This window comes from Streptomyces sp. NPDC057428, from assembly GCF_042803195.1.
Lineage (GTDB): Bacteria > Actinomycetota > Actinomycetes > Streptomycetales > Streptomycetaceae > Streptomyces.
Genome location: NZ_JBHVCT010000007.1, coordinates 1 through 24,224 on the forward strand (window position 1 = coordinate 1; position 24,224 = coordinate 24,224).

At 72.1% G+C, this 24,224-nt stretch carries 14 protein-coding genes and 1 pseudogene; 3 read left to right on the plus strand and 12 right to left on the minus strand.

What is annotated here, in order from left to right:
- Positions 1 to 374 precede the first annotated feature (374 nt).
- Together ACFU5K_RS04520 and ACFU5K_RS04525 are read right to left on the minus strand one after the other, a co-directional pair.
- The gene (locus tag ACFU5K_RS04520) at positions 375 to 608 is read right to left on the minus strand and encodes a hypothetical protein (protein ID WP_384056679.1); all 234 of its coding nucleotides are present in this window, start codon (positions 606 to 608) and stop codon (positions 375 to 377) included.
- 174 nt (positions 609 to 782) lie between these two features.
- The gene (locus ACFU5K_RS04525) at positions 783 to 2,507 is read right to left on the minus strand and encodes a recombinase family protein (RefSeq protein ID WP_384056682.1); all 1,725 of its coding nucleotides are present in this window, start codon (positions 2,505 to 2,507) and stop codon (positions 783 to 785) included.
- A 42-nt stretch (positions 2,508 to 2,549) separates the two neighbouring features.
- Between ACFU5K_RS04525 and ACFU5K_RS04530 the strand changes: the two are divergent.
- Positions 2,550 to 2,636: pseudogene (locus ACFU5K_RS04530) on the plus strand (NrdH-redoxin); the annotation flags it as partial.
- Between the two features lie 80 nt (positions 2,637 to 2,716).
- On the opposite strand, the gene nudC reads toward ACFU5K_RS04530, so the two are convergent.
- From nudC to ACFU5K_RS04555, 5 genes are all read right to left on the minus strand, one after another.
- Positions 2,717 to 3,664: an NAD(+) diphosphatase gene (gene nudC / locus ACFU5K_RS04535; RefSeq protein ID WP_384056685.1), complete on the minus strand. Its 948-nt coding sequence runs from the start codon at positions 3,662 to 3,664 to the stop codon at positions 2,717 to 2,719.
- Between the two features lie 45 nt (positions 3,665 to 3,709).
- On the minus strand, positions 3,710 to 5,104 hold the full coding sequence (locus tag ACFU5K_RS04540) for a dipeptidase (protein WP_384056688.1): 1,395 nt from the start codon (positions 5,102 to 5,104) through the stop codon (positions 3,710 to 3,712).
- A gap of 10 nt (positions 5,105 to 5,114) precedes the next feature.
- Complete coding sequence (locus ACFU5K_RS04545; RefSeq protein WP_384056691.1) at positions 5,115 to 8,639, minus strand: ATP-dependent DNA helicase; 3,525 nt, start codon at positions 8,637 to 8,639, stop codon at positions 5,115 to 5,117.
- 60 nt (positions 8,640 to 8,699) lie between these two features.
- The gene (locus ACFU5K_RS04550) at positions 8,700 to 12,122 is read right to left on the minus strand and encodes an ATP-dependent helicase (protein WP_384056695.1); all 3,423 of its coding nucleotides are present in this window, start codon (positions 12,120 to 12,122) and stop codon (positions 8,700 to 8,702) included.
- Between the two features lie 404 nt (positions 12,123 to 12,526).
- Positions 12,527 to 12,931, minus strand: coding sequence for an MGMT family protein (locus ACFU5K_RS04555; RefSeq protein WP_384056698.1), 405 nt, complete (start codon positions 12,929 to 12,931; stop codon positions 12,527 to 12,529).
- A 219-nt stretch (positions 12,932 to 13,150) separates the two neighbouring features.
- Between ACFU5K_RS04555 and ACFU5K_RS04560 the strand changes: the two genes are divergently transcribed.
- Both ACFU5K_RS04560 and ACFU5K_RS04565 read left to right on the plus strand, forming a co-directional pair.
- Positions 13,151 to 15,946 carry a lysylphosphatidylglycerol synthase domain-containing protein gene (locus ACFU5K_RS04560; RefSeq protein WP_384056701.1) on the plus strand — a complete coding sequence of 932 codons (2,796 nt, stop codon included), beginning with the start codon at positions 13,151 to 13,153 and terminating at the stop codon, positions 15,944 to 15,946.
- A 77-nt stretch (positions 15,947 to 16,023) separates the two neighbouring features.
- Positions 16,024 to 17,610, plus strand: a complete 1,587-nt coding sequence (locus ACFU5K_RS04565) for an alpha/beta hydrolase (protein WP_384056704.1) — start codon at positions 16,024 to 16,026, stop codon at positions 17,608 to 17,610.
- A gap of 257 nt (positions 17,611 to 17,867) precedes the next feature.
- Here ACFU5K_RS04565 and moeZ read toward each other — a convergent pair whose 3' ends face one another.
- The 5 genes from moeZ to ACFU5K_RS04590 form a co-directional block, all read right to left on the minus strand.
- On the minus strand, positions 17,868 to 19,046 hold the full coding sequence (gene moeZ / locus ACFU5K_RS04570; protein ID WP_327114946.1) for an adenylyltransferase/sulfurtransferase MoeZ: 1,179 nt from the start codon (positions 19,044 to 19,046) through the stop codon (positions 17,868 to 17,870).
- Between the two features lie 84 nt (positions 19,047 to 19,130).
- Positions 19,131 to 19,958, minus strand: a complete 828-nt coding sequence (locus ACFU5K_RS04575; RefSeq protein WP_384056707.1) for a spherulation-specific family 4 protein — start codon at positions 19,956 to 19,958, stop codon at positions 19,131 to 19,133.
- The gene (locus ACFU5K_RS04580; RefSeq protein WP_384056710.1) at positions 19,946 to 20,911 is read right to left on the minus strand and encodes an NAD-dependent epimerase/dehydratase family protein; all 966 of its coding nucleotides are present in this window, start codon (positions 20,909 to 20,911) and stop codon (positions 19,946 to 19,948) included. The genes ACFU5K_RS04575 and ACFU5K_RS04580 overlap by 13 nt, the downstream gene beginning before the upstream one ends.
- A gap of 132 nt (positions 20,912 to 21,043) precedes the next feature.
- The gene (locus tag ACFU5K_RS04585; RefSeq protein WP_384056713.1) at positions 21,044 to 22,237 is read right to left on the minus strand and encodes a hypothetical protein; all 1,194 of its coding nucleotides are present in this window, start codon (positions 22,235 to 22,237) and stop codon (positions 21,044 to 21,046) included.
- Positions 22,238 to 22,271: 34 nt separating this feature from the next.
- Positions 22,272 to 24,056 carry a DUF3492 domain-containing protein gene (locus ACFU5K_RS04590; RefSeq protein WP_384056716.1) on the minus strand — a complete coding sequence of 595 codons (1,785 nt, stop codon included), beginning with the start codon at positions 24,054 to 24,056 and terminating at the stop codon, positions 22,272 to 22,274.
- Positions 24,057 to 24,224 lie beyond the last annotated feature (168 nt).

Genomic DNA, 24,224 nt, shown 5'->3' on the forward strand with positions numbered 1-24,224 from the left:
TGGGCGCGGCGTCGTACTCGGCCACGATCCGCAGCTTGTACTCGGGACTGAAGGTGCGGCGCTTCGGCCTGGGGGCCGGGTCGGATCCGGCGGGCTTGGTGCTGGTCATGAGGGGGTGGTTCTCCTGTCGTGCCCTCTCAGGCTAACCCGACGAAGCGGGGCGTCTCACCCAAGGCTGACAGAGAGGGGAACGGAACGATCGCCAGAGAACTCGGCTACGGCGGGAAGGCTCCAGAGCAGACGGTCAACAAGATCGTTGGCAAGCTGCGTAGGGCGGGCTGGCTCACGAAGACAGGCAAGGTGCCGGACGGTCCAGTGATCTACCGACTCACCTTGCCGAAGTTCAGGGGGGTATGGCTGAGGAGCCATACAACCTACATACCTTCAAGAGCGACGGCGGCAGGAGTGAGGAGCCAGCGGCGAAGAGCAAGCCGGTAGGCGAAGAGCGGCCCCCCGTAGGGGGCCGACAGGGCGAAGACGAAGGGCGCAAGCAGCCGGCGAAGGTGGGCCGCGTAAGCGGCCCCCAGCAGGAAGACGAAGGGGCTGGCTCCCTTGGGGGGCCTTCGGCTCCCACCTTGTCCTTCGTAGATCTTGGCAAGGTCAAGCAAGAGGAACAGCGTCGACGCTGGTTCGGAGACGCGTACGCAGCCCCCTTGCCGGTGGACTTCGATTACGACGCCTTGACCGACCGGCTTCAAGAAGCAGGGCACGAGCCGCCGCCCATCTGCCCGGAAGACAGAAGGCCCCCAGGCCGGGGGCCTTCCTCGGTTGCTCAGCCTGCATCAGGCAGAGGTCAGAACCCTCTCGGCTCCCTCTGCGCCCTTCGCTTTCTCCTCGGCCTTCACCTGCTGCGCTGCCCGTTCCGCTTCGAAGTCCTCCCAGCGGCTGACAATCTCCCACTCCACACCCGTAAGCGGCTTCGGCTTCTCGTACGGCTTTCCGTGCAAGGAGATCGGCGTGATCGGTGAGAGCACCTGAGAAGACTTGGAGGGCACATCCCAGTACGTGATGCCCTGCTGCTTGATGTTCTCGATCAGGTCGCCGGGATCGATGGCCAGGACGTCATGTCCGAAGTACGCCTTGACCTTGTGCTTCTTCAGCCACTCGCGCCGTTCGTCGACGCTCGACCGCTCCCACCACTCCGCGTAGCCCTCGCCCGTACCCGTCCATACTGTCACCGGCTTCGGCCCCTCCTGGTTGGTGACCTTCTCCCGGTCCTGGGCAAGGCTGGCGACTTGCGAGGCGTACGCGACGGCGCTGATCTCGTCCTGCTGGAGTTCTTTCAGGAGCTGGTTCATCTTGCCGTCGATCACGGCGAGCTTCGCCGCACGGCTGTCGTCGATGGTCGTCTTCGACTCCATCCGTTCCAGGTGACCGATCTCGCCCAACAGGGTCGACTCCAGCCAGGGGTACAGGTCTTCGGCCCAGAACCTCTGCTTCGGGCATGCCTGGATGCCCTTGCTCTTGTTGCCGTGACAGCGGTACCGCTCGCGCTTGCCCTTGGCCGGGTCGCCCTTCACGAAGTAGAGGGCGCTTCCGCACAACAGGCAGAACGTCACACCCACCGTCGGCGACGTAGAGCCCTTCTGCTTCTTGTACTTGACCGAGGCGACGGCTTCCGACAGCTTCGTCCACTCCTCCTCGTTCAGTACCGGCTCAGAGCGCGTGACGGGTGTGCCGTCGTCGTTACGGACAACGGCACCAGTGGCACGTACGTACTCCCCGAGCAGAGAGCGGCTGGTCAGTACGGCTTGCACTGTGGTCGGCGTCCACCTGGCTCCCCGAGGCTTTGGGTCCGCCAGTCGAGTTGTGCTCTCGCCTGCCGCCGCGCGGATACGAGCGATGTCCTGAGCCGTGGGTACGCCTTGCTCGTTCAGCCAGTCGGCGACGGCCGAGAAGCTCGGCTTCTCGATGAAGTGCCGGATCATCTCGATCAGCGTCGGGCCGTACTCGGGGTCGAGTTCCAGCGTGAAGCCCCCGTCGCCCTTCACCGCTCTGCGTCCGAACGGGACAAGGCCACCCGGCCAGCGGCCGGTCTTCCGCATGGTCTCCCGGGAAGCCTTGTTTCGGGCCTTGATCGCGTCCAGCTCCGCCTCTGCGACCACGGCCAGGATCTTGGCGATCGTCTTGCCCCACGGCTTCGAAAGGTCGAACCCCTCCTCGCAAGAGATCAGGCCCTTGCCGTTCGCCTCACACCACTCGATGACGTCCGAGAGATGGCGCACCGACCGTGCGATGCGATCGATCTTCAAGATGACGATGTGGTCGAACTGGTCCTTCCTGTTGTTCAGCCAGTCGCCCAAGGACGGGCGCATCCATGGTGAGATCGAGGCCGACACATCGATGTCGACGGCGAAGTCGACCAGCTCCATCTCTTCGGCATCCGCCCGCTTACTGATGCGGGTGCGCTGCGTTTCCTCGCCCGTCTGGTGCTCGTTGCTCACTGACAGACGGACCACGCCGAGAGCCCTGGGCTTGTCGCTCACGAACTCCCCCTCCCCGGACATGGGGCGGCCCTCCCTGGCCACCCCCGCTAGGAGCGAACTCTACAGACCGTGCCGACCGTACTGTTCCCCGATGGTTCGACGCTGACGAACCCGTCGCTGGCCCAGGTCAAGCAGAAGATCGGCGCCTGATCGGGGAGATCCCGATCCTCGGAGGGCCCCCGCCTCGGCGGGGGCCCTCTGTCGTACGCGGATGTCCCGCGTGGGTGCCGTCAGGCCGCGTTGCCCGGCCGCGGAAGTGGCTTGCCGTACCAGAGCTCGATGAGGCGCGCGGCGATGGAGACCCCGAACGGGGGCAGTACCTCGCCGGAGTCGAAGGCCGCTGTCAGCTCCTCCCGGGAGAACCAGCGGGCCTCCTCGATCTCCTCCCCGTCCACGGTGATCTCGGACGAGGTGGCACGGGCCATGAAGCCGAGCATCAGGCTGGACGGGAAGGGCCACGGCTGGCTGGCGACGTACTCGACCTCGCCGACGGTCACCCCCGCCTCCTCGAACACTTCGCGGGCCACCGAATGCTCGATCGACTCACCCGGTTCGACGAAACCGGCGAGCGTCGAGAAACGCCCCTCCGGCCAGTGCACCTGGCGCCCCAGCAGGGCGCGGTCCTGGTCGTCGGTGACCAGCATGATCACAGCGGGGTCGGTCCGCGGGTAGTGCTCCGCCCCGCAGGCGGGGCAGCGGCGGATGTGACCGGCCGCGGCGATGACGGTGCGTTCGCCGCACCGCGAGCAGAAGCGGTGCAGCCGCTGCCAGTTCTCCAGCGCCACGGCGTGCACCAGGAGCCCGGCGTCCCGAGGGCCGAGGAGCAGCCCTGCCTCACGCAGCCCGGCCGGGCGCGCGGACTGGTCCATGCGGCCGGGCAGTGAGTCCTTCTGAAGTGCGAAGTAGCTCACGCCCTCCTCGTCGGTACCCAGGAAGTAGCGGTGGGTCTCCGTGACCGGCGCCTCGAAGGCGGGCGTCATGACGAGTTCGGTGCCACCGTCGGCGGTGTCGTCGATGAGCGCCTGGCCCCCCGAGACGACGAAGACTCTGGTCGTCGGGTGGCTCCAGGCCGCAGCGAGCCAGGCCTCGTCGAGCCGGTGGTGCGCGGCGCGGTCGATGCCGCTGGGCGCGGTGAGACCGATCGGGCGGTCTGTGGTGGCGTTGTCGAAGGTGCTCACAGGTGCTTCCTACTCCCCCGGGGGTGGATCGGGCGTTCAGAGGATTCAGCGGAGTGCGGCGGCCAGCTCGCCCCACAGATGGGCGGTGGTCTCCACGCCCTTGAGGAGAAGGTCCAGCTCGACCTTCTCGTCGGGACCGTGCCAGCCGTCGGACGGTACGGAGATGCCCAGGAAGAGGACGGGTGCGCCGAGTACGTCCTGCAGATCGGCGGCGGGTCCGGAGCCTCCCTCGCGGGTGAAGAGGATCTTCGTCCCGAAGGCCCGCCCCATGGCCCGGGCGACCGCCTGGAGGGCGGGGTGGTCCAGGGGTGTCAGACAGGGGCGCGTGGCCGGGGAGAAGGTGATCCGGTGTCGGACGCCGGCCGGGATCCTGCTCTCGGCCCAGCCGCGGACCAGTTCCTGGACGCGGTCCGGGTCCTGGCCGGCGACCAGCCGGAAGCTCAGCTTCACCATGGCCGACGACGGGATGACGGTCTTGCTGCCCGCCCCCTGGTAGCCGCCGCCGATGCCGTTGACCTCGGCGGTGGGACGGGCCCAGACACGCTCCAGCGTGGAGTAGCCGGTCTCGCCGGCGGTGGCCCGGGACGAGGCGGTGCGAAGCCAGGTGGCCTCGTCGAAGGGCAGCTCGGCGAAGAGGGCACGCTCGGTTTCGGTGAGTTCGGCGACCCCGTCGTAGAAGCCCGGGACCGCGACCCTTCCGTCCTCGTCGTGGAGGGCGGCGACGAGCCGGGCGAGGGCGGTCGCCGGGTTGGGCACGGCTCCGCCGAAGGATCCGGAGTGGATGTCCTGCCCGGGTCCGAAGAGCTCGATCTCGCATTCGGCGAGGCCGCGCATTCCGGTGCAGACGGTGGGGGTGTTCTCGTCCCACATGCCGGTGTCGGAGACGATCACGGCATCCGCTGCCAGCCGGGCGGCCCGCCCCTGGGCCAGTGCGCGGAAGTGCGGGGAACCGGACTCCTCCTCGCCCTCGACGAGGAGCTTGAGGTGTACGGCCGGGGTGGTGCGTCCGGTCGCCGCGAGGTGGGCGCGGACGCCGAGTGTGTGGAAGAACACCTGGCCCTTGTCGTCGGCCGCGCCCCGCCCGTACATCCTGCCCTCGCGGATGACGGGGTCGAACGGGTCGGTGCTCCAGCCGTCCTCCCGGGCCGCGGGCTGCACGTCGTGGTGCCCGTAGACGAGGACGACGGGTGCGTCCGGGTCGTCCGACGGCCACTCGGCGAAGACGGCCGGGGCGCCGGGTGTCTCCCAGATCTCGGTGACCGGGAAGCCGGTCTCGGCGAGCTTGGCGGACAGCCATTCGGCACTGCGCCGTACGTCCCCGTCGTGCTCCGGCTGGGCGGATACGGACGGGATGCGCAGCCACTCGGCGAGGTCGTCGAGGAAGGCTGTGCGGTGCTGCTCGGTGTACGTACGGACTGCGCTGTCCGAGGTGTCGCTCATGTCCATGAGCCTATCGGCCCTGCGGAGGTGGCTCGTCCAGCAGGAGCTTCTCCAGCTCCGCCCGGCCCGGCAGCCCGGTGGGCCTGACCGTCTCCCCGGTGCGCACGTAGAGGAAGGTCGCGGTGACCGCTTCCAGCGGCAGACCGTGCAGTTCGGCCCAGGCCAGGCGGTAGACCGCGAGCTGTAGCGGGTCAGCGGTGCGGTGCCTGGTGGTCTTCCAGTCGACGATCTCGTACGCCTCCCCCGTGCGGTAGACCGCGTCGATGCGGCCGCGGATCACCCGGCCCCCGAGGGCGATCTGGAACGGCGTCTCGACGCGGTACGGAGTGCGCCGGGCGTACTCCGTGCGTTCGAAGGCCTCCTTCAGCTCGGCGAGGTCGCGTTCGTCGGCGATCTCCGTGTCGCTGCCCTCGCCCCCGGGGAGTTCGTCCGGGCCGAGCATGGGCAGCGGAAGTTCCTCGAAGCGCGACTCGACCCACGCGTGGAAACGCGTCCCCCGGCGGGCGGCGGGCTGCGGGGCCCGGGGCATGGGCCGGGCCAGCTCCTGGGCGAAGCCGTCGGGGTCGTCGGCGAGGTGCAGCAGCTGGGTCGCGGAGAGCGTGGAGGGTACGACGACGTCGCGCACGGTGGCGCGGGCGCGACGCAGTTCGCCGGCGAGGGCGTCGAGATCGCGGTCCCAGGAGGCGAGGGTGCGGGACTCCTCCGGGGTGAGGCCCGTGTCGGCGGGGGCACGGGCCGCGGGGACATGAGGCGCGGGGCGCGCCGGCGGCGCCCCGCTACCGCCCTGCCCGGGGACACCGTGCGGGAACGGGTCGTAGTCCCTGAGGGGGGCGCCGTCCGGGTGCGGGTCGTCGTACGGGGCGCCGGCCTCGTCGTACGGCGGCTCCTCGTCGTACGGCGGCTCCTCGTCGTCGAAGGGAGGCTCGTGGGGCGGTTCCTCCTCGTGGAGAGGCGGCTCGTACGGTGACTCCTCGTCGGGCCCCCGACGCCCGTGCTCGCGCTCCTGAGCCAGGGGCGTGGCCGCCAGGGCGTCCAGGTGGGCCAGCACCGTGTCCCGGGCGGCGCGGCGGCGGACCATGGCGGTGGCGTCCAGCGGGAGCGGCCAGGCCCGGTCGGCGCCCTCCTCCTGGAGAGCCGGGTTCTCCTCGTCCGCCTCGGGCTCGTCCGCCCACACCTCGATCTCGCCGTACCCGGCCGCGCAGTGCTCGTACAGCGCGTCCAGGAAGGCGGACGGGCCGCGGGGCTTCTTCTGGGAGGGGCCCCACCAGTGGCCCGAACCGAGCAGCAGGGTGCGGGGGCGGGTGAAGGTGACGTAGCCGAGGCGGAGTTCCTCGGTGCGCTGGTGCTCCGTCATCTCCTCCTTGAACTCCTTGAGGCCCTTGGCGTCGAAGGAGTGGATGGCGGGGAGCGTGGCCGCGTCGCCGCGCAGGGCGTGCGGGAGGACATGGGACTGCGAGGTCCACGCGTCCCGGGACTGTGTGCTGGGGAACTGGCCGGTGACCAGTCCCGGGACGGCGACGACGTCCCACTCCAGGCCCTTGGACTTGTGGGCGGTGAGGACCTTGACGGTGTTCTCGCCGCCGGGCAGGGCGTTGTCCAGGCCCTTCTCGTACTGGGCGGCGGTGCGCAGGAAGCCGAGGAAGGCGAGCAGGGTCGCTTCCCCGTCCACGGCGGCGAAGCCTGCCGCGACGTCCAGGAAGTTGGCGAGGGTCTCCCGGCGGCGGGCGGCCAGGGCGTGCGGTGAGGCGGAGAGCTCCACCTCGAGCCCGGTCGTCGCCAGGACGCGGTGCAGGACGTCCATGAGGGGGTCGGCCAGCGACCGGCGCAGGTCGCGGAGCTCGGCTGCGAGACGGGCGAAGCGGACGCGGGCCTCGGCGGAGAACGGCAGTCTGTCGTCCCCGGACCCTGCGGACTCCAGGAAGGTGTCGAGGGCGTCGGCGAGCGATATCACTTCGGACGGGTCCACGCCCTCGACGGCCTCGGCCAGGCGGCGGCCGGGGTCGGTGTCCTCGTCACCCGGGGTGGAGCGGTGGACGAGGAGCCGGGCCCGGCGGCCCAGGAGAGCGAGGTCCCGGGGGCCGATGCGCCAGCGCGGCCCGGTGAGCAGCCGGACGAGCGAGGCGTTCGCCCCCGGGTCCTGGAGTACCTCGCAGACGGCGACGAGGTCGGCGACCTCGGGCAGGTGCAGGAGACCGGACAGGCCGACGACCTCGACCGGGATGTCCCGGGCGACGAGGGCCGCCTGGATACGGGGGAAGTCCCCTGCGGTACGGCACAGGACGGCGATCTCACCCGGCGCCGTCCCCGTCCGCACGAGATGGGCGAGCGATTCTCCGAGCCAGTCGATCTCCTCGGCGTGGGTGCGCAGCAGAGCGCACCTGACCACGCCGTCCCGTTCGGCTCCGGGTGCGGGGCGCAGCGCCTCGACCCCCTCGTGCATGGCGCGCAGCGGCTCGGCGAGGCCGTTGGCGAGGTGGAGGAGGCGGCCGCCGCTGCGGCGGTTCTCGCTGAGGGAGTAGCGGGTGGCGGGGGTCCCGTCGGCGTGGGGGAAGTGGTCGGGGAAGTCGTCGAGGTTCGCCACCGAGGCCCCGCGCCAGCCGTAGATCGCCTGGCAGGGGTCGCCGACCGCCGTGACGGCGTGGCCGGCAGTACCGCTGTCGCCCCCGCCGCCGAAGAGTGCCGCCAGGAGCAGCCGCTGGGCCACGGAGGTGTCCTGGTACTCGTCGAGCAGGACGACGCGGAATTCGTCCCGGAGGATCGCACCGACCTCGGGGCGGGTGAGTGCCAGCTCGGCGGAGAGGGCGATCTGGTCGCCGAAGTCGAGGAGGTCGCGGCCGCGCTTGGCCGCCCGGTAGCGCCGCGTCAGTTCGAGGAGTTCGCGGCGGGCCTCCGCCGTCTCGGGGATCTTCCGCAGGTCCGCGTTGGTGAGCTTGGCCGTCCCGAGCGCGTGGAGCAGCCCGGTGTCGTGCTCCGCGAGCTGTCCGGGCGGCACGAGGTGCTCGGCGAGCTCGGCGTCCAGGGCCAGCAGGTCGCTGACGAGGGTGGGAAAGGATCTGGTCAGCGCCGGGTAGGGACCGGGTGCCTCGCGCAGCACACGTGCGGCGAGCTGGTACCGGGTGGCGTCGGCGAGCAGGCGGGTCGTCGGTTCGAGACCGATACGCAGGCCGTGTTCGGTCAGGAGCCGTCCGGCGAAGGCGTGGTACGTGGAGATGCTGGGTTCGCCCGGAGGGTTGTCCGGGTCGATGACGTCGGGGTCGGTGACCCCGGCCGCGACGAGTGCCTTCCGCACCCGCTCGGCGAGCTCGCCGGCCGCCTTGTTCGTGAAGGTCAGGCCGAGCACCTGCTCCGGTGCGACCTGCCCGGTCCCGACCAGCCACACCACCCGGGCGGCCATCACCGTCGTCTTCCCCGAGCCCGCTCCGGCGACGATCACCTGCGGGGCGGGCGGCGCGGTGATGCAGGCCGTCTGCTCCGGGGTGAAGGGGATCCCGAGGAGCTCCTTGAGCTGCTCGGGATCGGTGATGCGGGAGGACACTCCAGGAAGGCTAACCGGACTCACCGACAACGTCGCCCCGCGCACATTCCGCCGGGAAGATCATTCGATGATCTGACGGCCTTCGGGCTGCGCGCTGCACGACGCCCGGAACGAGCAGTGGGTGCAGTGCTGCCCCGTGGTGGGGGTGAACCGTTCGTCCAGGACGCGGCCGGCTGCCGTGGCGAGCAGGTCCGAGACCCATTCCCCGGAGAGGGGTTCCTGGGCCTGCACCTTGGGAAGGGCGTCGCCACCCTCCTTCTTCGGGGCGGGCTGGCGCAGCTGCACCAGCTCGGCCCCGCCGGATTCGGGGCGCCGGCCGTCGAAGACGTCGTCGACGGCGCCTTCCCCGACAGCCAGCTGGTAGACGGCGAGCTGAGGATGGGCGGCCACCTCGTCCCTGGTCGGAGCCCCCTTGCCCGTCTTGAAATCGACGACGTACGCCCGGCCCTGGGCATCCTGCTCGACCCGGTCCATGGAACCCCGGATGCGTACCGCGTACTCACCGGCTTCGAGGGTGACGTCGAAGTCGTGCTCGCTGGCCGCGGGGGTGCGGCCGGCACGGTCCATGACGTGCCAGCTCAGAAAGCGCTCCAGAGCCGCACGCGCCTGGTCCTTCTCCTGCTGCGACTTCCACGGGGCGTCGAAGACCAGGCCGTCCCATACGGAGTCGAGCCGTTCCATCAGCACGTCCAGATCGGCGGCGGTGCGCCCGGAGGCCACCTCGTCCGCCAGGACGTGGACGACGTTGCCGAAGCCCTGGGCGGCGGTCGCCGGGGCGTCGGCCTTCACCTCGCGGCCCAGGAACCACTGGAGGGCGCAGGTGTTGGCGAGCTGGTCGAGCGCGCTCCCGGAGAGCGCGACGGGGCGGTCCCGGTCGCGCAGCGGGACCTCGGAGCGGGTCGGCTCGTTCAGCCCCCACCAGCGGTGCGGATGGGCGGCCGGCACGAGCGGCTGCCCCTCGTCGTCGCTGAGCGCCGCGAGCCGGGCGAGCCGACGGGCCGCGGCGTCGCGCAAAGCGCCCGAGGCCTCGGGGTCGACGGTCGTGGCACGCAGTTCGGCGACGAGGGCGGCCACCGCGAGCGGACGGCGGGGGCGGCCGGTGACGTCACGTGGCTCGACGCCGAGCTCGGTGAGGAAGCGGGACGGCTGGTCGCCGTCGTCAGCGGGGGCCTTCACGGCTGTGACGACCAGGCGGTCGCGGGCGCGGGTGGCGGCGACGTAGAACAGCCGCCGTTCCTCGGCCAGGAGCGCCCCCGGGGTGAGCGGCTCGGCGAGGCCGTCGCGGCCGATACGGTCTGCTTCCAGGAGTGATCCGCGGCGTCGAAGGTCGGGCCAGAGCCCCTCCTGCACCCCCGCGACGACCACCAGGGGCCATTCCAGGCCCTTGGAGCGGTGCGCGGTCATCAGGCGTACGGCGTCGGGACGCACGGCCCGCCGGGACAGGGTGTCGGCGGCGATGTCCTGGGCGTCGACCTCTTCCAGGAAGTTGAGCGCGCCCCGCCCTCCGGTGCGCTCCTCGGCCCGCGCGGCGGTGTCGAAGAGGGCGCACACGGCGTCGAGGTCCCGGTCGGCGTTCCGGCCGCCCGCGCCGCCGCGCAGCGCCGCGCGCTCCAGGCGGCCGGGCCAGGGGGTGCCGTTCCAGAGGGTCCAGAGTGCCTCCTCGGCGGTGCCGCCGCCCTCGAGGAGTTCACGTGCCTTGCGCAGGAGTGCGCCGAGGCGCTGCGCGCCGCGGGCGTACGCGGGGTCGTGTGTGACCAGCCGTTCGGGCTCGGCAAGTGCACGGGCCAGCAGCTCCCCTGAGGGGGGTGGCACGTGGTTCCCGGCGGCCCTCTCCTCGTCGCGCAGGGCCCGTCCGAGGCGCCGCAGGTCGGCGGCGTCCATGGAACCGAGGGGCGAGGTGAGGAGGGCCAGGGCGGTCTCGGTGTCGAACCGGCCGGACCGCTCCGCTCCCGCGCCGTCGTCCCCGGCAGCCCCGTCCCTGGAGGGCTCGGAGGACGCTGAGGGCTCGGAGGACGCTGAGGGCTCGACAACGTCGGGCGGTCCGGGCGTCGCGGGGTGGAGCGCGGCCGTGGCGACCGTCCGCAGCGCCATCAGGAGCGGGGCGACCGCGGGCTCGTGACGCAGGGGGAGATCGCCCCCGTCCACCTCCAGAGGAACCCCGGCGAAGGTGAGCGCCCGGCGCACGCCAGGAAGCGAACGCCCGCCGGCGCGCACCAGGACGGCCATGTCGCGCCAGGGCACGCCGTCCTCCAGGTGCGCGCGCCGGAGCAGATCGGCGATGTTCTCCAGCTCGGCGGAGGCCGTCGGATAGGTGTACGCCTCGACGCGGCCGCCCTCGCGTGCGGCGGTCGGCTCGCGATGGGCGCGGACGCGGTCCGAGGGCAGGCGGGTGAGGGGCATCCGGCGGGTGAGCAGGCGCGTGGCAGCGAGCAGTTGGGCGCCCGAACGGCGCGAGGTGGTGAGGACTCCGACGGGGGCGGGCGCACCGTCGGCGCGACGGAATGTGTCGGGGAAGTCCAGGATGCCGTTCACGTCGGCGCCCCGGAAGGCGTAGATCGACTGGTCGGGGTCACCGAAGGCGACCAGGCTACGTCCGCCGCCGGTTCCGGGCGCGGCGCTCCCCGGGTTGCCGGCGAGCGCGCGCAGCAGGCGCACCTGGGAGGGGTCCGTGTCCTGGTACTCGTCGACGAAGACGGCGTCGTAGTCGCGGGCCAGTGCCGCTGCCACCTCCGGGCGCTCGGCGAGGAGAACCGCGCGGTGGACCAGTTCGGCGTAGTCGAGGACGCCCTGGGCGTCAAGGACGTCCAGGTACTCGGCGAGGAACTGCGCGGCGGCGCTCCAGTCCGGGCGGCCGGTGCGACCGGCGAAGTCGGCGAGCGCGTCCGGGCCGAGGCCGAGCTCGCGGCTGCGGGCGAGCACCGCGCGCACCTCGTCGGCGAAGCCCCGGGTGGTCAGGCAGGCGCGGAGTTCGTCCGGCCAGCGGACATGGGCGAGCCCCGTCCGTTCCAGGCCGGCCTGGCCGGCGAGGAGTTCCCGCACGGTGACGTCCTGTTCGGGGCCGGAGAGCAGGCGCAGAGGATCGGCGAACAGGTCGGCGTCCTGGTGGGCGCGGACCAGGGCGTAGCAGTACGAGTGGAAGGTGGTGGCCTGCGGGCCGCGGGCGCCGCCCAGCCGGGCCGCCATCCGGTCGCGGAGTTCGACCGCCGCCTTGCGGCTGAAGGTGAGGACCAGGATGCGCGTGGGGTCGGCCCCTGCGGCCACGCGTCGTGCGACGGCTTCGACCAGGGTCGTGGTCTTGCCGGTGCCCGGACCCGCGAGGACCAGCAGCGGGCCCTCCCGGTGGTCGGCCACCGCGCGCTGTGCGGCGTCCAGGAGAGGGGGGCGCGCGGAGCCCGGCGGGGTGCGCACCAGCCGGTACGCGCCCGGAACCCGCCGCCGTGACTGACGGTGGGTGCTGTGCCGGGTGGTGGAGGAGGAGCTCACGTGGATCGCCGGTCCTGGTGGGTGTACTGGTACGGCCGGGTGGTGCTGTCGGAGCCGGGTGGGCCCGGTGACGGCGGAGAACGGACGAGGGAGCGGAGTGTGCCGCGTCCGGACGACGCTACGCCAGCGAAGGGACGGGACGGGACGCAGTGGGACAGCCGTGCCCCCCGTCAGGTGAGAATCCGGTGTGCCCAGCTCACCGGCCAGCCGCCTGTGCCACCGGGGCACGATGGCCGAAGCTGTCGGATGTGAGCTTTCTCGCCCTCGCCAGGACCACCCGCGCCCGCACGCCGGTGACAGCACTCGTCCGGCACACCATCCGCACCGCGGTGGCGGCGGCCGTCCCCGTCCGGCACACCGCCCGCGCCCGTGTCCCCGTACCGGCAGCCCCGCCTGTCCGGACCTCAGTCACGGTCCGCTTCGCCGTCCCCGTCGGCCCCGGGGTCCGCGCGGGACGTCCCGTCCCATCTGGCGCGCCGCATGTCCAGGCGCGGGAGGTGGCCGTCCGAGGACCGGGAGGCGGCACGCAGCGGTGTCCCCTCCTCGCGGTAGTGGTCGAGCGCCCGCAACTCGTGGCCCGGCAGCAGCGCACCGTCGGCCCGCACCACGCGCCACCAGGGCACCGCGGAGCCGTACAGCGCCATCACCCGGCCGACCTGTCTCGGTCCGCCGTCGCCCAGCCACTCGGCGACGTCGCCGTACGTCATGACGCGGCCGGGCGGGATCAGGTCAGCCACGTCCAGGACCCGCTCGGCGTAGGCGGGCAGTTCGGCGGCGTCGGGCGTGGCACCTGTCCGGTCTTCGCTCATCCGTCCCATCCTGCCGTACGCCACCGACAGCCGGCCCTGCTCGGTGTTACCCAGGTCACACGCTCTGCGGACGCACGCGAAGCCGCGAATGTTGCGCATCGCACCCGCGCAATGCACCCTGATGCCCCCCTCTGTCTGCGGGCCGTGCCACCATCGTGCGGGCGGTGACCGGTGATACGAGAACACGAAGATCCATCAGAGGCGACGAAGGAGCAGGGCGTGCAGCCACCGAAGGCGGCGGACGCCTCTGCTGCGGAGCCGCGCCCGGATTCGGCGGGCGCCCCGTCCGGCGCGCCTGACGACTCCCCGGGCGATCCCGCCGACGGCACCCGGCATGACGGGGGCACGGAGGCCGGGGACGCCCCGGAGCCCGCCCGCAAGGAGGCCTCGGGCTCGACGCTCTCCTCCGCCGCGGCGCTGAGCGACCGGGTGTCGGGCGACGAACCGCTGCTCGCGGCACGGGTGCACCGCCCGTCCGATCTGCTGCGGCTCCTCATCGGTGTCCTCGCCATCGCTCTGCTGTTCTCCATCGCGGCCTTCGCTCAGGGGACCACCACCGGGCTCGAGAACGACATCTCCAAGGGCACCGACCAGGCGCCCGACGTGCTGATCAAGATCGCCGGGCTGGTGTCCAGCATCGCCGTGCTCCTGGTGCCGGTCGCGTTCGCGATCGAGCGCCTGGTGAAACGCGACGGGCTGCGGATCGCGGACGGCGTGCTCTCCGCCGTGCTGGCCCACGGGGTGACCCTGGCCACGGACCTCTGGGTGGCCAGATCGGCTTCGGAGACCATCCGGGACGCCCTGACCCAGCCCCAGCCCGGGGCCGCGCTCACCGACCCCGTGCACGGCTATCTGGCGCCCGTGATCGCCTACATGACCGCGGTGGGGATGGCCCGCAGACCCCGATGGCGGGTCGTGCTGTGGGTGGTGCTGCTCCTCGACGCCTTCGCGATGCTGGTCGGCGGCTACACCACACCGTTCTCGATCGTCCTCACCGTGCTGATCGGCTGGACGGTGGCCTACGGCACGCTGTACGCCGTCGGTTCGCCGAACGTCCGCCCGACGGGTCAGCACCTGATGGCCGGTCTGCGCCACGTCGGCTTCCGTCCGGTGGCCGCGATGCGCACCGAGGAGCCGCACGACAACCTCGACCAGGGCGACCGGGGGCGCCGCTATCTGGTCACGCTGGAGGACGGGCCACCGCTGGACGTGACGGTCGTCGACCGTGAGCAGCAGGCCCAGGGCTTCTTCTACCGGGTGTGGCGCAGGCTGACCCTGCGCAGCATCACCCAGCGCCGCTCCATCCAGTCCCTGCGCCAGGCGCTGGAACAGGAAGCGCTCCTCGCGTACGCCGCGATCGCCGCAGGAGCCAACGCGCCCAAGCTGATCGCCACCTCCGAGCTCGGCCCCGACGCCGTGATGCTGGTCTACGAGCACATCGGCGGGCGCTCGCTGGACTCGATGGAGGACGAGGAGATCACCGACGACCTGGTGCGGGGCGCCTGGCGCCAGGTGCGCTCGCTCCAGTCACGGCGGATCGCACACCGCACACTCACCGGTGACTCGATCCTGGTGGATCGTTCCGGCACGGTGTTCGTCACCGACCTGCAGGGCGGCGAGATCGCGGCGGGTGACCTGATCCTGCGGATGGACGTCGCCCAGCTGCTGGCCACCACGGGACTGCGCGTGGGGGCGGAACGGGCCGTAGCGGGCGCGCTCGCGGTCCTCGGGCCCGACGCCGTCGCCGACTGCCTGCCGCTGCTCCAGCCGATCGCACTGAGCCGCTCGACCCGGGCGACGCTGCGCAGGCTCGCCCGGGAGCGTTCGCAGCGCGAGCGCGAGGCGGTTCTCGAGGCCTCGCAGGCGGCCAAGCAGGCCAGGGCGGAGGAGCACGGCGCCCCGGCGGAGTCCGGCGACCGCAAGGCCGCCCGCAAGTCGCTCCGCACCGAGAAGCAGGCGGAGAAGCGGGCGATGGACGATGCCCTGGAGGAGGCCCGTGAGGAGGACATGCTGGCGCAGATCCGGCGCGAGGTGCTGCTGATCCGCCCGCAGGCGCCCGTCGAACCGGTCCAGCTGGAGCGCATCAAGCCACGCACCCTCTTCACCTTCATCGCGGGCTCCATCGCCGCCTACTTCCTGATCTCGCAGGTCACCGAGGCCGACTTCGGCACGGTGGTGGAGCAGGCGGAGTGGGGCTGGGTTGCGGCGGCGCTGGGCTTCTCGGCGCTGAGCTACGTCGCCGCGGCGATGAGCCTGCTCGGTTTCGTGCCCGAGCGGGTGCCGTTCGGGAAGACGGTGCTGGCGCAGGTGGCCGGCTCGTTCGTGAAGATCGTGGCGCCCGCCGCGGTGGGCGGTGTGGCCCTGAACACCCGCTTCCTGCAACGCGCGGGTGTGCGCCCTGGTCTCGCGGTGGCGAGCGTCGGCGCGTCCCAGCTGTTCGGCCTCGGCTGCCACATCCTCCTGCTGGCGCTCTTCGGCTACCTGACGGGTACGGAGAAGACCCCGGACTCGCTGACCCCGTCGAGGACGGTGATCGCGGGTCTGCTCACGGTCGCGGTGCTCGTACTCGTGGTTACGGCGATCCCGTTCCTCCGGAAGTTCGTCGTCACCCGGGTGCGCTCGCTGTTCGCCGGGGTCGTGCCGCGCATGCTGGACGTCGTGCAGCGGCCGCAGAAGCTGATCACCGGCATCGGTGGCATGCTGCTGCTGACCGGTCTGTTCGTCCTCTGCCTCGACGCGTCGATCCGGGCGTTCAGCGGTCCCGGTGTCCCCCAGCTCAGCTACGCCAGCATCGCGGTGGTCTTCCTCGCGGGCAACGCCCTGGGTTCGGCGGCGCCGACCCCAGGTGGCGTGGGCGCGGTCGAGGGCGCGCTGACGCTGGGGCTGATCGCGGTCGGACTCCCCAAGGAGGTCGCGGCGCCGGCGGTGCTCCTGTACCGCGTGATGACGCTCTGGCTCCCGGTGCTCCCAGGCTGGATCTGCTTCAGCCAGCTGACCCGCAAGGGGGAGCTCTAGAACATACGCGCGAGGATGTGCCACCCGCATGGACCGCGCCCCGCGCGGTCCCCCGCGTCCCGCCGCACGATGGGCCCATGAGGACCTCCCCCGCTCTGCGTGCCGCCGCCCTCGCCACCACCGTGCTGTTGCCGCTGGCGGGCTGTTCGGACGGCGACGGGGGAACAGAGAAGTCGGCACCGACGGCCGCCTCGACCGCTGCCCCCACCGCGACGGCGCGGAAGCTGACCTCACAGAAGCTCGACTGGAAACCCTGCCCGGCCCCCAACGCCGCCCAGGGCACGGGGACGGCACCCTCTCCCCTGCCGGGCGGCGCGGCCTGGCAGTGCTCCTTCATGGACGCGCCCCTCGACTACGCGGATCCGGACGGCCGCACCATCGAGCTGGCCCTCATCCGGGCCGTCGCCAAGGAGCCGGACCGCCGGATCGGTTCGCTCGTCTTCAACTTCGGCGGTCCGGGTGCCTCCGGTGTCGCGACGCTGCCGTCCTTCGGCACGGACTACGACAGCCTCCGCACCCGTTACGACCTGGTGAGCTTCGACCCCCGTGGGATCGGCCGCAGCGAAGGCGTCGAATGTTCGGACGACGCGACGCTCGACGCGCGCTACGAGAAGGACGGCACACCCGACGACGCCGAGGAGGAGAAGGCCTTCGTCGAGGACCAGAAATCCTACATCGCGGACTGCGAGGAGAAGTCGGGGGACGAACTCCCTTACGTCGGCACGACGAACGCGGCCCGGGACATGGACCTGCTGCGCCAGGTGCTCGGCGACGACAAGCTGTACTACTTCGGGATCTCCTACGGCACCGAACTCGGCGGCGTCTACGCGCACCTGTACCCGAAGAACGTCGGACGGGCCGTCCTCGACGCCGTCGTCGACCCGACGGAGGACGCCCTGGAGTCCTCGCTCGGCCAGGCGGAGGGTTTCCAGCTCGCCCTGGACAACTTCGCCGCCGACTGCGCCGAACGCGACGACTGCCGGATCCCCGGGGCCACCTCCAAGGAGGTGCAGGACTGGATCGTCGGCGTCCTCGCCAAGCTGGAGAAGAAGCCCGTCCCGGGTCTGGGCGAGCGGGAGCTGACGGAGACCCAGGCCACGACTGGAATCGCCTCGGCCCTCTACTCCAAGGAGACCTGGCCGCTGCTGGAACAGGGGCTCGACGAAGCGGACGGCGGCAACGGCGGACTGCTGCTCGCGCTCGCCGACTCGCTGAACGGCCGCTCCGAGGACGGCCACTACGACAACTCGAACGCCGCCAACACGGCCGTCAACTGCGCCGACTCCAAGCAGCGCTTCACCCTGGAGCAGACCAGGAAGGCCCTTCCGCGCTTCCGGGAGGCCTCGCCCGTCTTCGGTGACTACCTGGGGTGGGGCCTGCTGGCCTGCACCGGCTGGCCCGTCACGGGTGCCTGGGAGACGCCGGACGTCAGCGCGCCGGGATCTGCGCCGATCCTGGTCATCGGCAACACCGGCGACCCCGCGACCCCCTACGCCGGCGCGAAGGCGATGGCCGCGGAGCTCGGCAAGGGCGTCGGGATCGAGCTCACGTACAAGGGCGAGGGCCACGGGGCGTACAACGGTGGCAGCACCTGCGTGCAGAAGGCGGTGGACGGCTATCTGCTGGAGGGCAGGGTTCCCGAGTCGGGAACGGTCTGCGGGTGACCGCTCGTTGGACGGCCTGACAACGGTACCCGGTGCAGCCCCCGGGCCACCGGCGGGGACCGGGAGGGGACGCGGATGCGCGCACACGGACGCCCGGACACGCGAAGCGGCGGGCACGGTGCGGAGCCAGCGGGAGGCGGCGGACACGCGAGAGGGCCGGCTCCGCAGGGGAACCGGCCCTCTCGTAGGTCGTGCAGCGGGTCTAGTGCCCCTCCCGGCAAGCTTTGCCCCGTCGCGGTACTAGTAGACCGGCTTCACTAGTAGACCGGCTTCTCGGGCTCGATCTGGTTGACCCAGCCGATGACGCCGCCCCCGACGTGCACCGCGTCGGCGAAGCCCGCCGACTTCAGGACCGCGAGGACCTCGGCACTGCGGACGCCGGTCTTGCAGTTCAGGACGATGCGCCTGTCCTGCGGGAGGTCCTGGAGGGCGTTGCCCATCAGGAACTCGTTCTTCGGGACCAGCCGGGAGCCGGGGATCGAGACGATCTCGTACTCGTTCGGCTCACGGACGTCGATGATCTCGATCTTCTCGTCGCCGTCGATCCACTCCTTGAGCTGCTTGGGAGTGATCGTGGAACCGGCCGCCGCCTCTTGGGCCTCTTCGGACACGACGCCGCAGAAGGCCTCGTAGTCGATGAGCTCGGTGACGGTGGGGTTCTCGCCGCAGACGGCGCAGTCGGGGTCCTTGCGGACCTTCACCTGGCGGTACTGCATCTCCAGCGCGTCGTAGATCATCAGGCGGCCGACCAGCGGGTCACCGATGCCGGCGAGCAGCTTGATGGCCTCGTTGACCTGGATGGAGCCGATGGACGCGCAGAGCACACCCAGGACACCGCCCTCGGCGCAGGAGGGAACCATGCCGGGCGGCGGCGGCTCCGGGTAGAGGCAGCGGTAGCAGGGGCCGTGCTCGGACCAGAACACGGACGCCTGGCCGTCGAAGCGGTAGATCGAGCCCCAGACGTACGGCTTGTTCAGCAGGACCGCCGCGTCGTTGACGAGATAGCGGGTGGCGAAGTTGTCCGTGCCGTCCACGATCAGGTCGTACTGCGCGAAGATGTCCATCACGTTGTCGGCTTCGAGCCGCTCCTCGTGAAGGACGACGTTGACCAGGGGGTTGATCCCCTGCACGGTCTCCTTGGCCGACTGGGCCTTGGACTTGCCGATGTCGGCCTGGCTGTGGATGACCTGGCGCTGCAGGTTCGACTCGTCGACCTCGTCGAACTCGACGATGCCGAGCGTGCCGACACCGGCCGCGGCCATGTACATCAGGGCCGGCGAACCGAGTCCGCCGGCGCCGACACAGAGCACCTTGGCGTTCTTCAGCCTCTTCTGACCGTCCATCCCGACATCCGGGATAATCAGGTGACGGGAGTACCTGCGGACCTCATCGACGGTGAGCTCGGCAGCCGGCTCGACCAGGGGTGGCAGCGACACACGAACCTCAACAATGCAGGTGGTCGGTTTCTACGTACTTCATCTGCGTACGGTTGTTCTCCCGTAACACTGCCACGCCGCCCGTCATTCCGAGATACCAGGTCCGATCCGCGAGACGAATTCGTCCCAGTAACTGGGCAGCGTCTCGAATGGGTCGGTTTGTCCCCTCATGCCGTCCCGGTCCGTGAAGAAGACCGTGCCCGCGCCCTGCCAGCGAGCGATTCGCATGGCCTCCTCCAGATGGGTGCGCGGGACGCCGTGTACGAAGTGGGCGAAACGGCCCGGCTCGTAGCCCGCGGTCCATTCCGCCACCTGTGACCAGCGGTAGTCGGCCCACGCCCCGCGGAAGGTCACCAGCTGGTCGGCGGCCTCGGCGTAGCCCGGATACGGATGGGTGTCGTGGCCCAGGACCAGCCGGCCGCCCTCCGGGTCCGCGCTGTCGCTGTCAGCCAGGAGCGCGGTGAGCGTACCGGTCAGGCGGCGGACCGCCGGGAGCAGGTCACGCCCGCCGGGGCAGCGGTCGAGGTAGAAGCCGCCGACGCGGTACCAGTCGAGGTAGGACCGGGCGTCGGCGACGAGCTCACCGAAGGGGCGGCCCCCGAAGGCCAGATCGAGGTGGCCCAGCAGCCTGCCGCCCGAAGCCCGGACGGTGTCGTCGGGCGCCTCCCCGTGCAGCGCCCGCTCGCGCGCGTTCCGCAGCCGGCCGGCCGCCTCCAGACAGTGCGGGTCGGGCCGGCTGCCCGGCCCCCTGTCGATGTTGAGGACCGCCCAGTGCAGGGGTGTGCCGGGCCTGCTGAGCCCGGCCCATTCGGCGGGCGCGACCAAGGGGTGGGCGTAGCCGGGCACGCCCACGCCCAACTGCTCGGCACCGCCGGTCCGCACGGCGGCGCCGGGCCGGGTCAGATGCGGCACGCCGCCTCCATCCAGATGTCGGCGAGCGACTCCTCCAGGTTGATGCGGGGGCGCCAGCCCAGCCGGTCCCGGGCGGTCCGCACGTCGGCCTGCTGCCAGGCACCGCAGCCGTCGGGGTAGGGGGACGGCGTCACGGCGAGCTGCTCCACCATCGACTCCGCCGAGGCCCGCGGGGCCCCGATCGGGAGCCGGGCGGGGGGCGTGTCCAGCTCGTGCAGCGCGCCGGCGTATCCGGCCACCCTGGCCAGGACGGTCGCCGCGTCGCGCAGCCGTACGGCACGGCCCGTACCGATGTTGACCACGCCCTGGGCGGCGGAGAGCGAAGCCGCGTGCACGGCGCGTGCCACGTCCCGTACGTCGACGAAGTCGCGCTGCACTCCGAGCCCGCTGAGCCTGAGTTCGGGATCGCCTGTCTGCATGGCGCGGCGCATCGTCTCCGCGAGCCTGCCGAGCGGGGAGCCGGCGGGGGTACCCGGCCCCACCGGCGAGAAGACCCGCAGCACGACCGCGTCCAGGCCGGAGCCCAGGACGAGTTCCGTGGCGGCCAGCTTGCTGACGCCGTACGGACCGCCGGGACGTGGCACCGCGTCCTCGGCGGTGGACGAGCCCGGCTGCGAGGGCCCGTACTCGGAGGCGCAGCCGATCTGGACGAGGCGGGCGCTGCAACTGCTGCGGCGCATGGCCTCGCAGACCGTGGCGACCGCGACGGTGTTGTGCCGGGTCAGGTCGCGGGCGCCGCCACGGGTCGCACCGGCGCAGTTGACGACGACCCCCGGGTGGACGGCGTCCAGGAAGCGGGTGAGTGCGCCGGGGCTGCCGCCCGCGAGGTCGAACCGTACGTCGGCGTCGTCGCCTCGGCCGAGGGCCGTGAGGTGCACGGCCGGGTCGGCGAGCAGGCGGTCGGCGACGAAGCGGCCGAGGAATCCGTTGGCTCCGAGCAGCAGAACCCTCATCGCGCACCCCTTCGGTGCCGACGGCACATGGCAGGTGCGGGGGATTGGCGGGTCATGTCCGGTGTCTCCTTGAGGAAGGTGTGTGTCGGGAGGAAGACCCGCGGCGTCGGCTCCGCGGGGGTGGGCGGCCGGCTACGCCGGGGCGTGGGCGGAGGCCCGCGTGAGGGTGACCGATGCGTGGAGCAGCAGCGCGAGGGCGGCGACGCCGCAGGCGAGGGCGGATACGCCGCCGGGTCCCGCCACGGTGACGAGGGAGTCGACCGGCCGGGCGAGGAGATCGAGGCCCGGCAGCCGCCCGGCGAGGAGCAGGAAGGGGGCCGCCACCTCTACGGCGCAGGCGGCCGCCAGTCCGGTGGCGGCGGGTTCGGGGAAGCCGTGGACGGCGAGCAGTCTGGCCAGGAACAGGAGGAGGCCGAGAGCGGCCGCGCCCACGGGGATGCCGTGCGTTCCGCCGTATCCGAGGTCGGCGAGGTACAGGAGGACGGCCAGTGCGCAGAGGAGGAGCGCCACCACGCCGAAGAGCAGCGGGCGTACGCCGGCGCCGAATTCCGACAGGGCGTGCGAGCCCGCGAGGCGGCGGCGCGCGTGCACGGCGAAGAGGTGGGCGCACCAGGCCGCGGGAGCCGGAGCCAGTGCCAGCCCCAGCAGGGGGGCGGGCGAGGCCGTCCAGCCACCCTCGGGCCCGCCGCTGATGACCTGGGCGATCAGGTCGTCGCCGTACACGGCGTACCCGAGGAGCCAGCAGACGTAGAGCGTGACGCCCCCGACGCCGTCCGGGGCGCGCAGCGGGCCGTCGCGCAGGCAGAGCCGGAGTCCGAGCACGACGAGGAGCGCTCCCGCGGCGGTCATCGCGAAGCGGGCCTCCCCGCCGAGCAGGCCTTCGGTGGCGCGGAGCCCTCCGGCGGTAGCGAGGCACGCGGCGCCGGGCAGCAGGGCGGACAGCGTCCATCCGGCGTGCTCTTCACCCCCGGAGTCCGGCCGGGGCTGCGGCGGGGGTGGCACGAACCTGCCGCTACCGGGGACGCGGGCGTAGAGCTCCTCCGCGAGCGAGAAAACGTCGCGGTGCCGGTAGCGGGCCGCGGCGCGGTCGGTGAGCCCGTGCGCCTCCAGACCGGCGGCGATCTCCAGCGGGTCGACGGCGCGCTCGCAGAGGTCGCGGTGGCGGTGCATCAGCATCTTCACCGGGTCCGCGGGTCCACGCCGGGCGACGGTCCTGCGGGCGGGGCGGTAGGCGATCTCGGGTGCCCGGACGGCGGAGCCGACCGCAGCCCGGCTCTCGTCCGCGGGCTCCTGCCCGGCGTCCGGTGCGTCGGTCGGTCTGCCCATGGGGGCACCTCCGTGGTCGTGGCCGCTCGTCTCGTCACGCATCCCCGTCCCCCGCTCCGCGCGCGCCGGCGCACACGCCCTCGGCGCCGAGGGCCCAGCTCGGCAGCCTGGCCGCACCCGACGCCGCCGGTTCGGGCGGCAGTACTCCCATCACGTGGGCCTCCGGGGGTGTGGCGAAGGGCCGTGGCGGGCCGGCGGGGTCCGCGGGCCCCGCCAGATCCGCCCACCGAGCCGGGGCCTGTCCCACCAGGTCCAGGTAGATCCCGCGGAACGCGGCGAGGTTCTGCTCCACCGTGAAGAGTTCGAGCGCCCTGGCGCGCGCGGCGGCTCCCAGACGCGCCCGGCGCTCTGGGTCGCGTAGGAGCGCGACGCACGCGTCGGCGAGTGCCCGCGGATTGCGCGGGGGCACGACCAGGCCGGTGCCGCCGACGATCTCGACCACGGCGCCCACGTCCGTCGAGACGGTGGCCCTTCCGCAGAACATCGCCTCGACGAGGCTGATGGGAAAGCCCTCCACGACACTGGACAGCACGACGACCCCGCCCGCCGCGTAGGCCTCCGCGAGGTCGGGTACCTCCGGTCCGCCGATCTCCTCGAAGGTGACGGGGCTGTCGCCGACGGTGTGCGCGTCCATGGCCTCGTCGGGGAAGAGCTGGGCGGCGAGCGCCTTGCACCGGTCCAGGTACGTCTCACCCTCGGCCCCCTGGACCGGGGCGCCGAAGATGCGCAGCCGGGTGTCCGGCTCGGACCGGCGCACCTCGGCGAAGGCGTGCAGCAGCGCGATCAGGTCCTTGGCGGGTTCGATCCGGCCGATCCACACCAGCGTGCAGGGGCCGCCGGCGTCGTCCCGGTCCCCCACGTCGCCGAACCGCCGCGCCTCCATCCCCGGGTAGACGGTGCGCAGCTTGCCGCGCTCGGCCCCGAACCGCTCCTGCCAGCGGCGGACATGGGTGTTTCCGGGGGTGATGAGTGCGGCCTGCTGGTAGACCTCCGAGGCGAGCAGCCCGTGGAAGGTGGCCAGCAGGGCGCGTACGGGTGCGCCGAGCTCGCCCTCGGGCGCCGCGAGGTAGTGGGCGCGCAGCGGTACGCCGTGTTCCGTCACCAGCAGCGGTACGCCGAAGAAGCGTTTGGCCAGCAGCCCGGGAAGGGCAGCGGCGCCGCCGGAGGCCGCGTGGCACACGTCGACGGATCCGAGCCCGTCATCCTCGTACCAGTCGAGGGACAGGGGGCGCAGGGCGCACTCCAGCGCGGCCGCGAAGGCGAGGTAGTCGGGGACGGTGGCGCTGTGCACGGTCCGCCCGGTCCCCGGGGCGCGGCAGGCGGACTCGACGATGCGTACGGTCGCCTCGGAGCGCAGGGCGGTGGGCAGTCCCCCCCGGTCCCGGGCCAGTTCGGCGAGCCCGTAGAGGCCGTCGGTGAACCGGGCCGCCGCGGCGGTGTCCACCAGTCCCCCGGACTCCGGACCGGTGTCGCCGCCCGCGCAGACCGCGCCAACGAGTTGCGTCACGTGCGCCGTGAAGCGCCGCCGGTCCCGCCGCCCGTACGAACGCCCGAGGCCGGTCGCGAAGTTGCGTGGCAGGCCCCGGGCGGGGCGGGCGTGAAGGGCGTCGTCCTCGCACGTCCACAGCGGCGCGGTCCGCACCCGGCCGACCCGGTCGGGCAGCCTGACCCAGCCCTGCTGCTCCTGGTCGGCGGACCTGCTGAGCGCGAAGAGGTCGAACTCGTGCTGGGGCAGACCGCGCACCAGACGGTCGCACCAGAGTCTGGACTCACCGGTCGCATACGGATAGCCACCGTCCGTGAGGAGTCCGATCCGCACGAGCACACCCCCTGATCTCCCTTGTGGGCGGCCGCCGTTGATCGGCGACTCACAGCGGGACGACCGTAAGCGGACATGCGGGTGGTGGGGGGGGGCGGGGGGGGGGGGCCCCCCCCGGACCGGCGTACCGCCGGGGAGAGCACACACACGCCCCCCCCAATTCGCTCA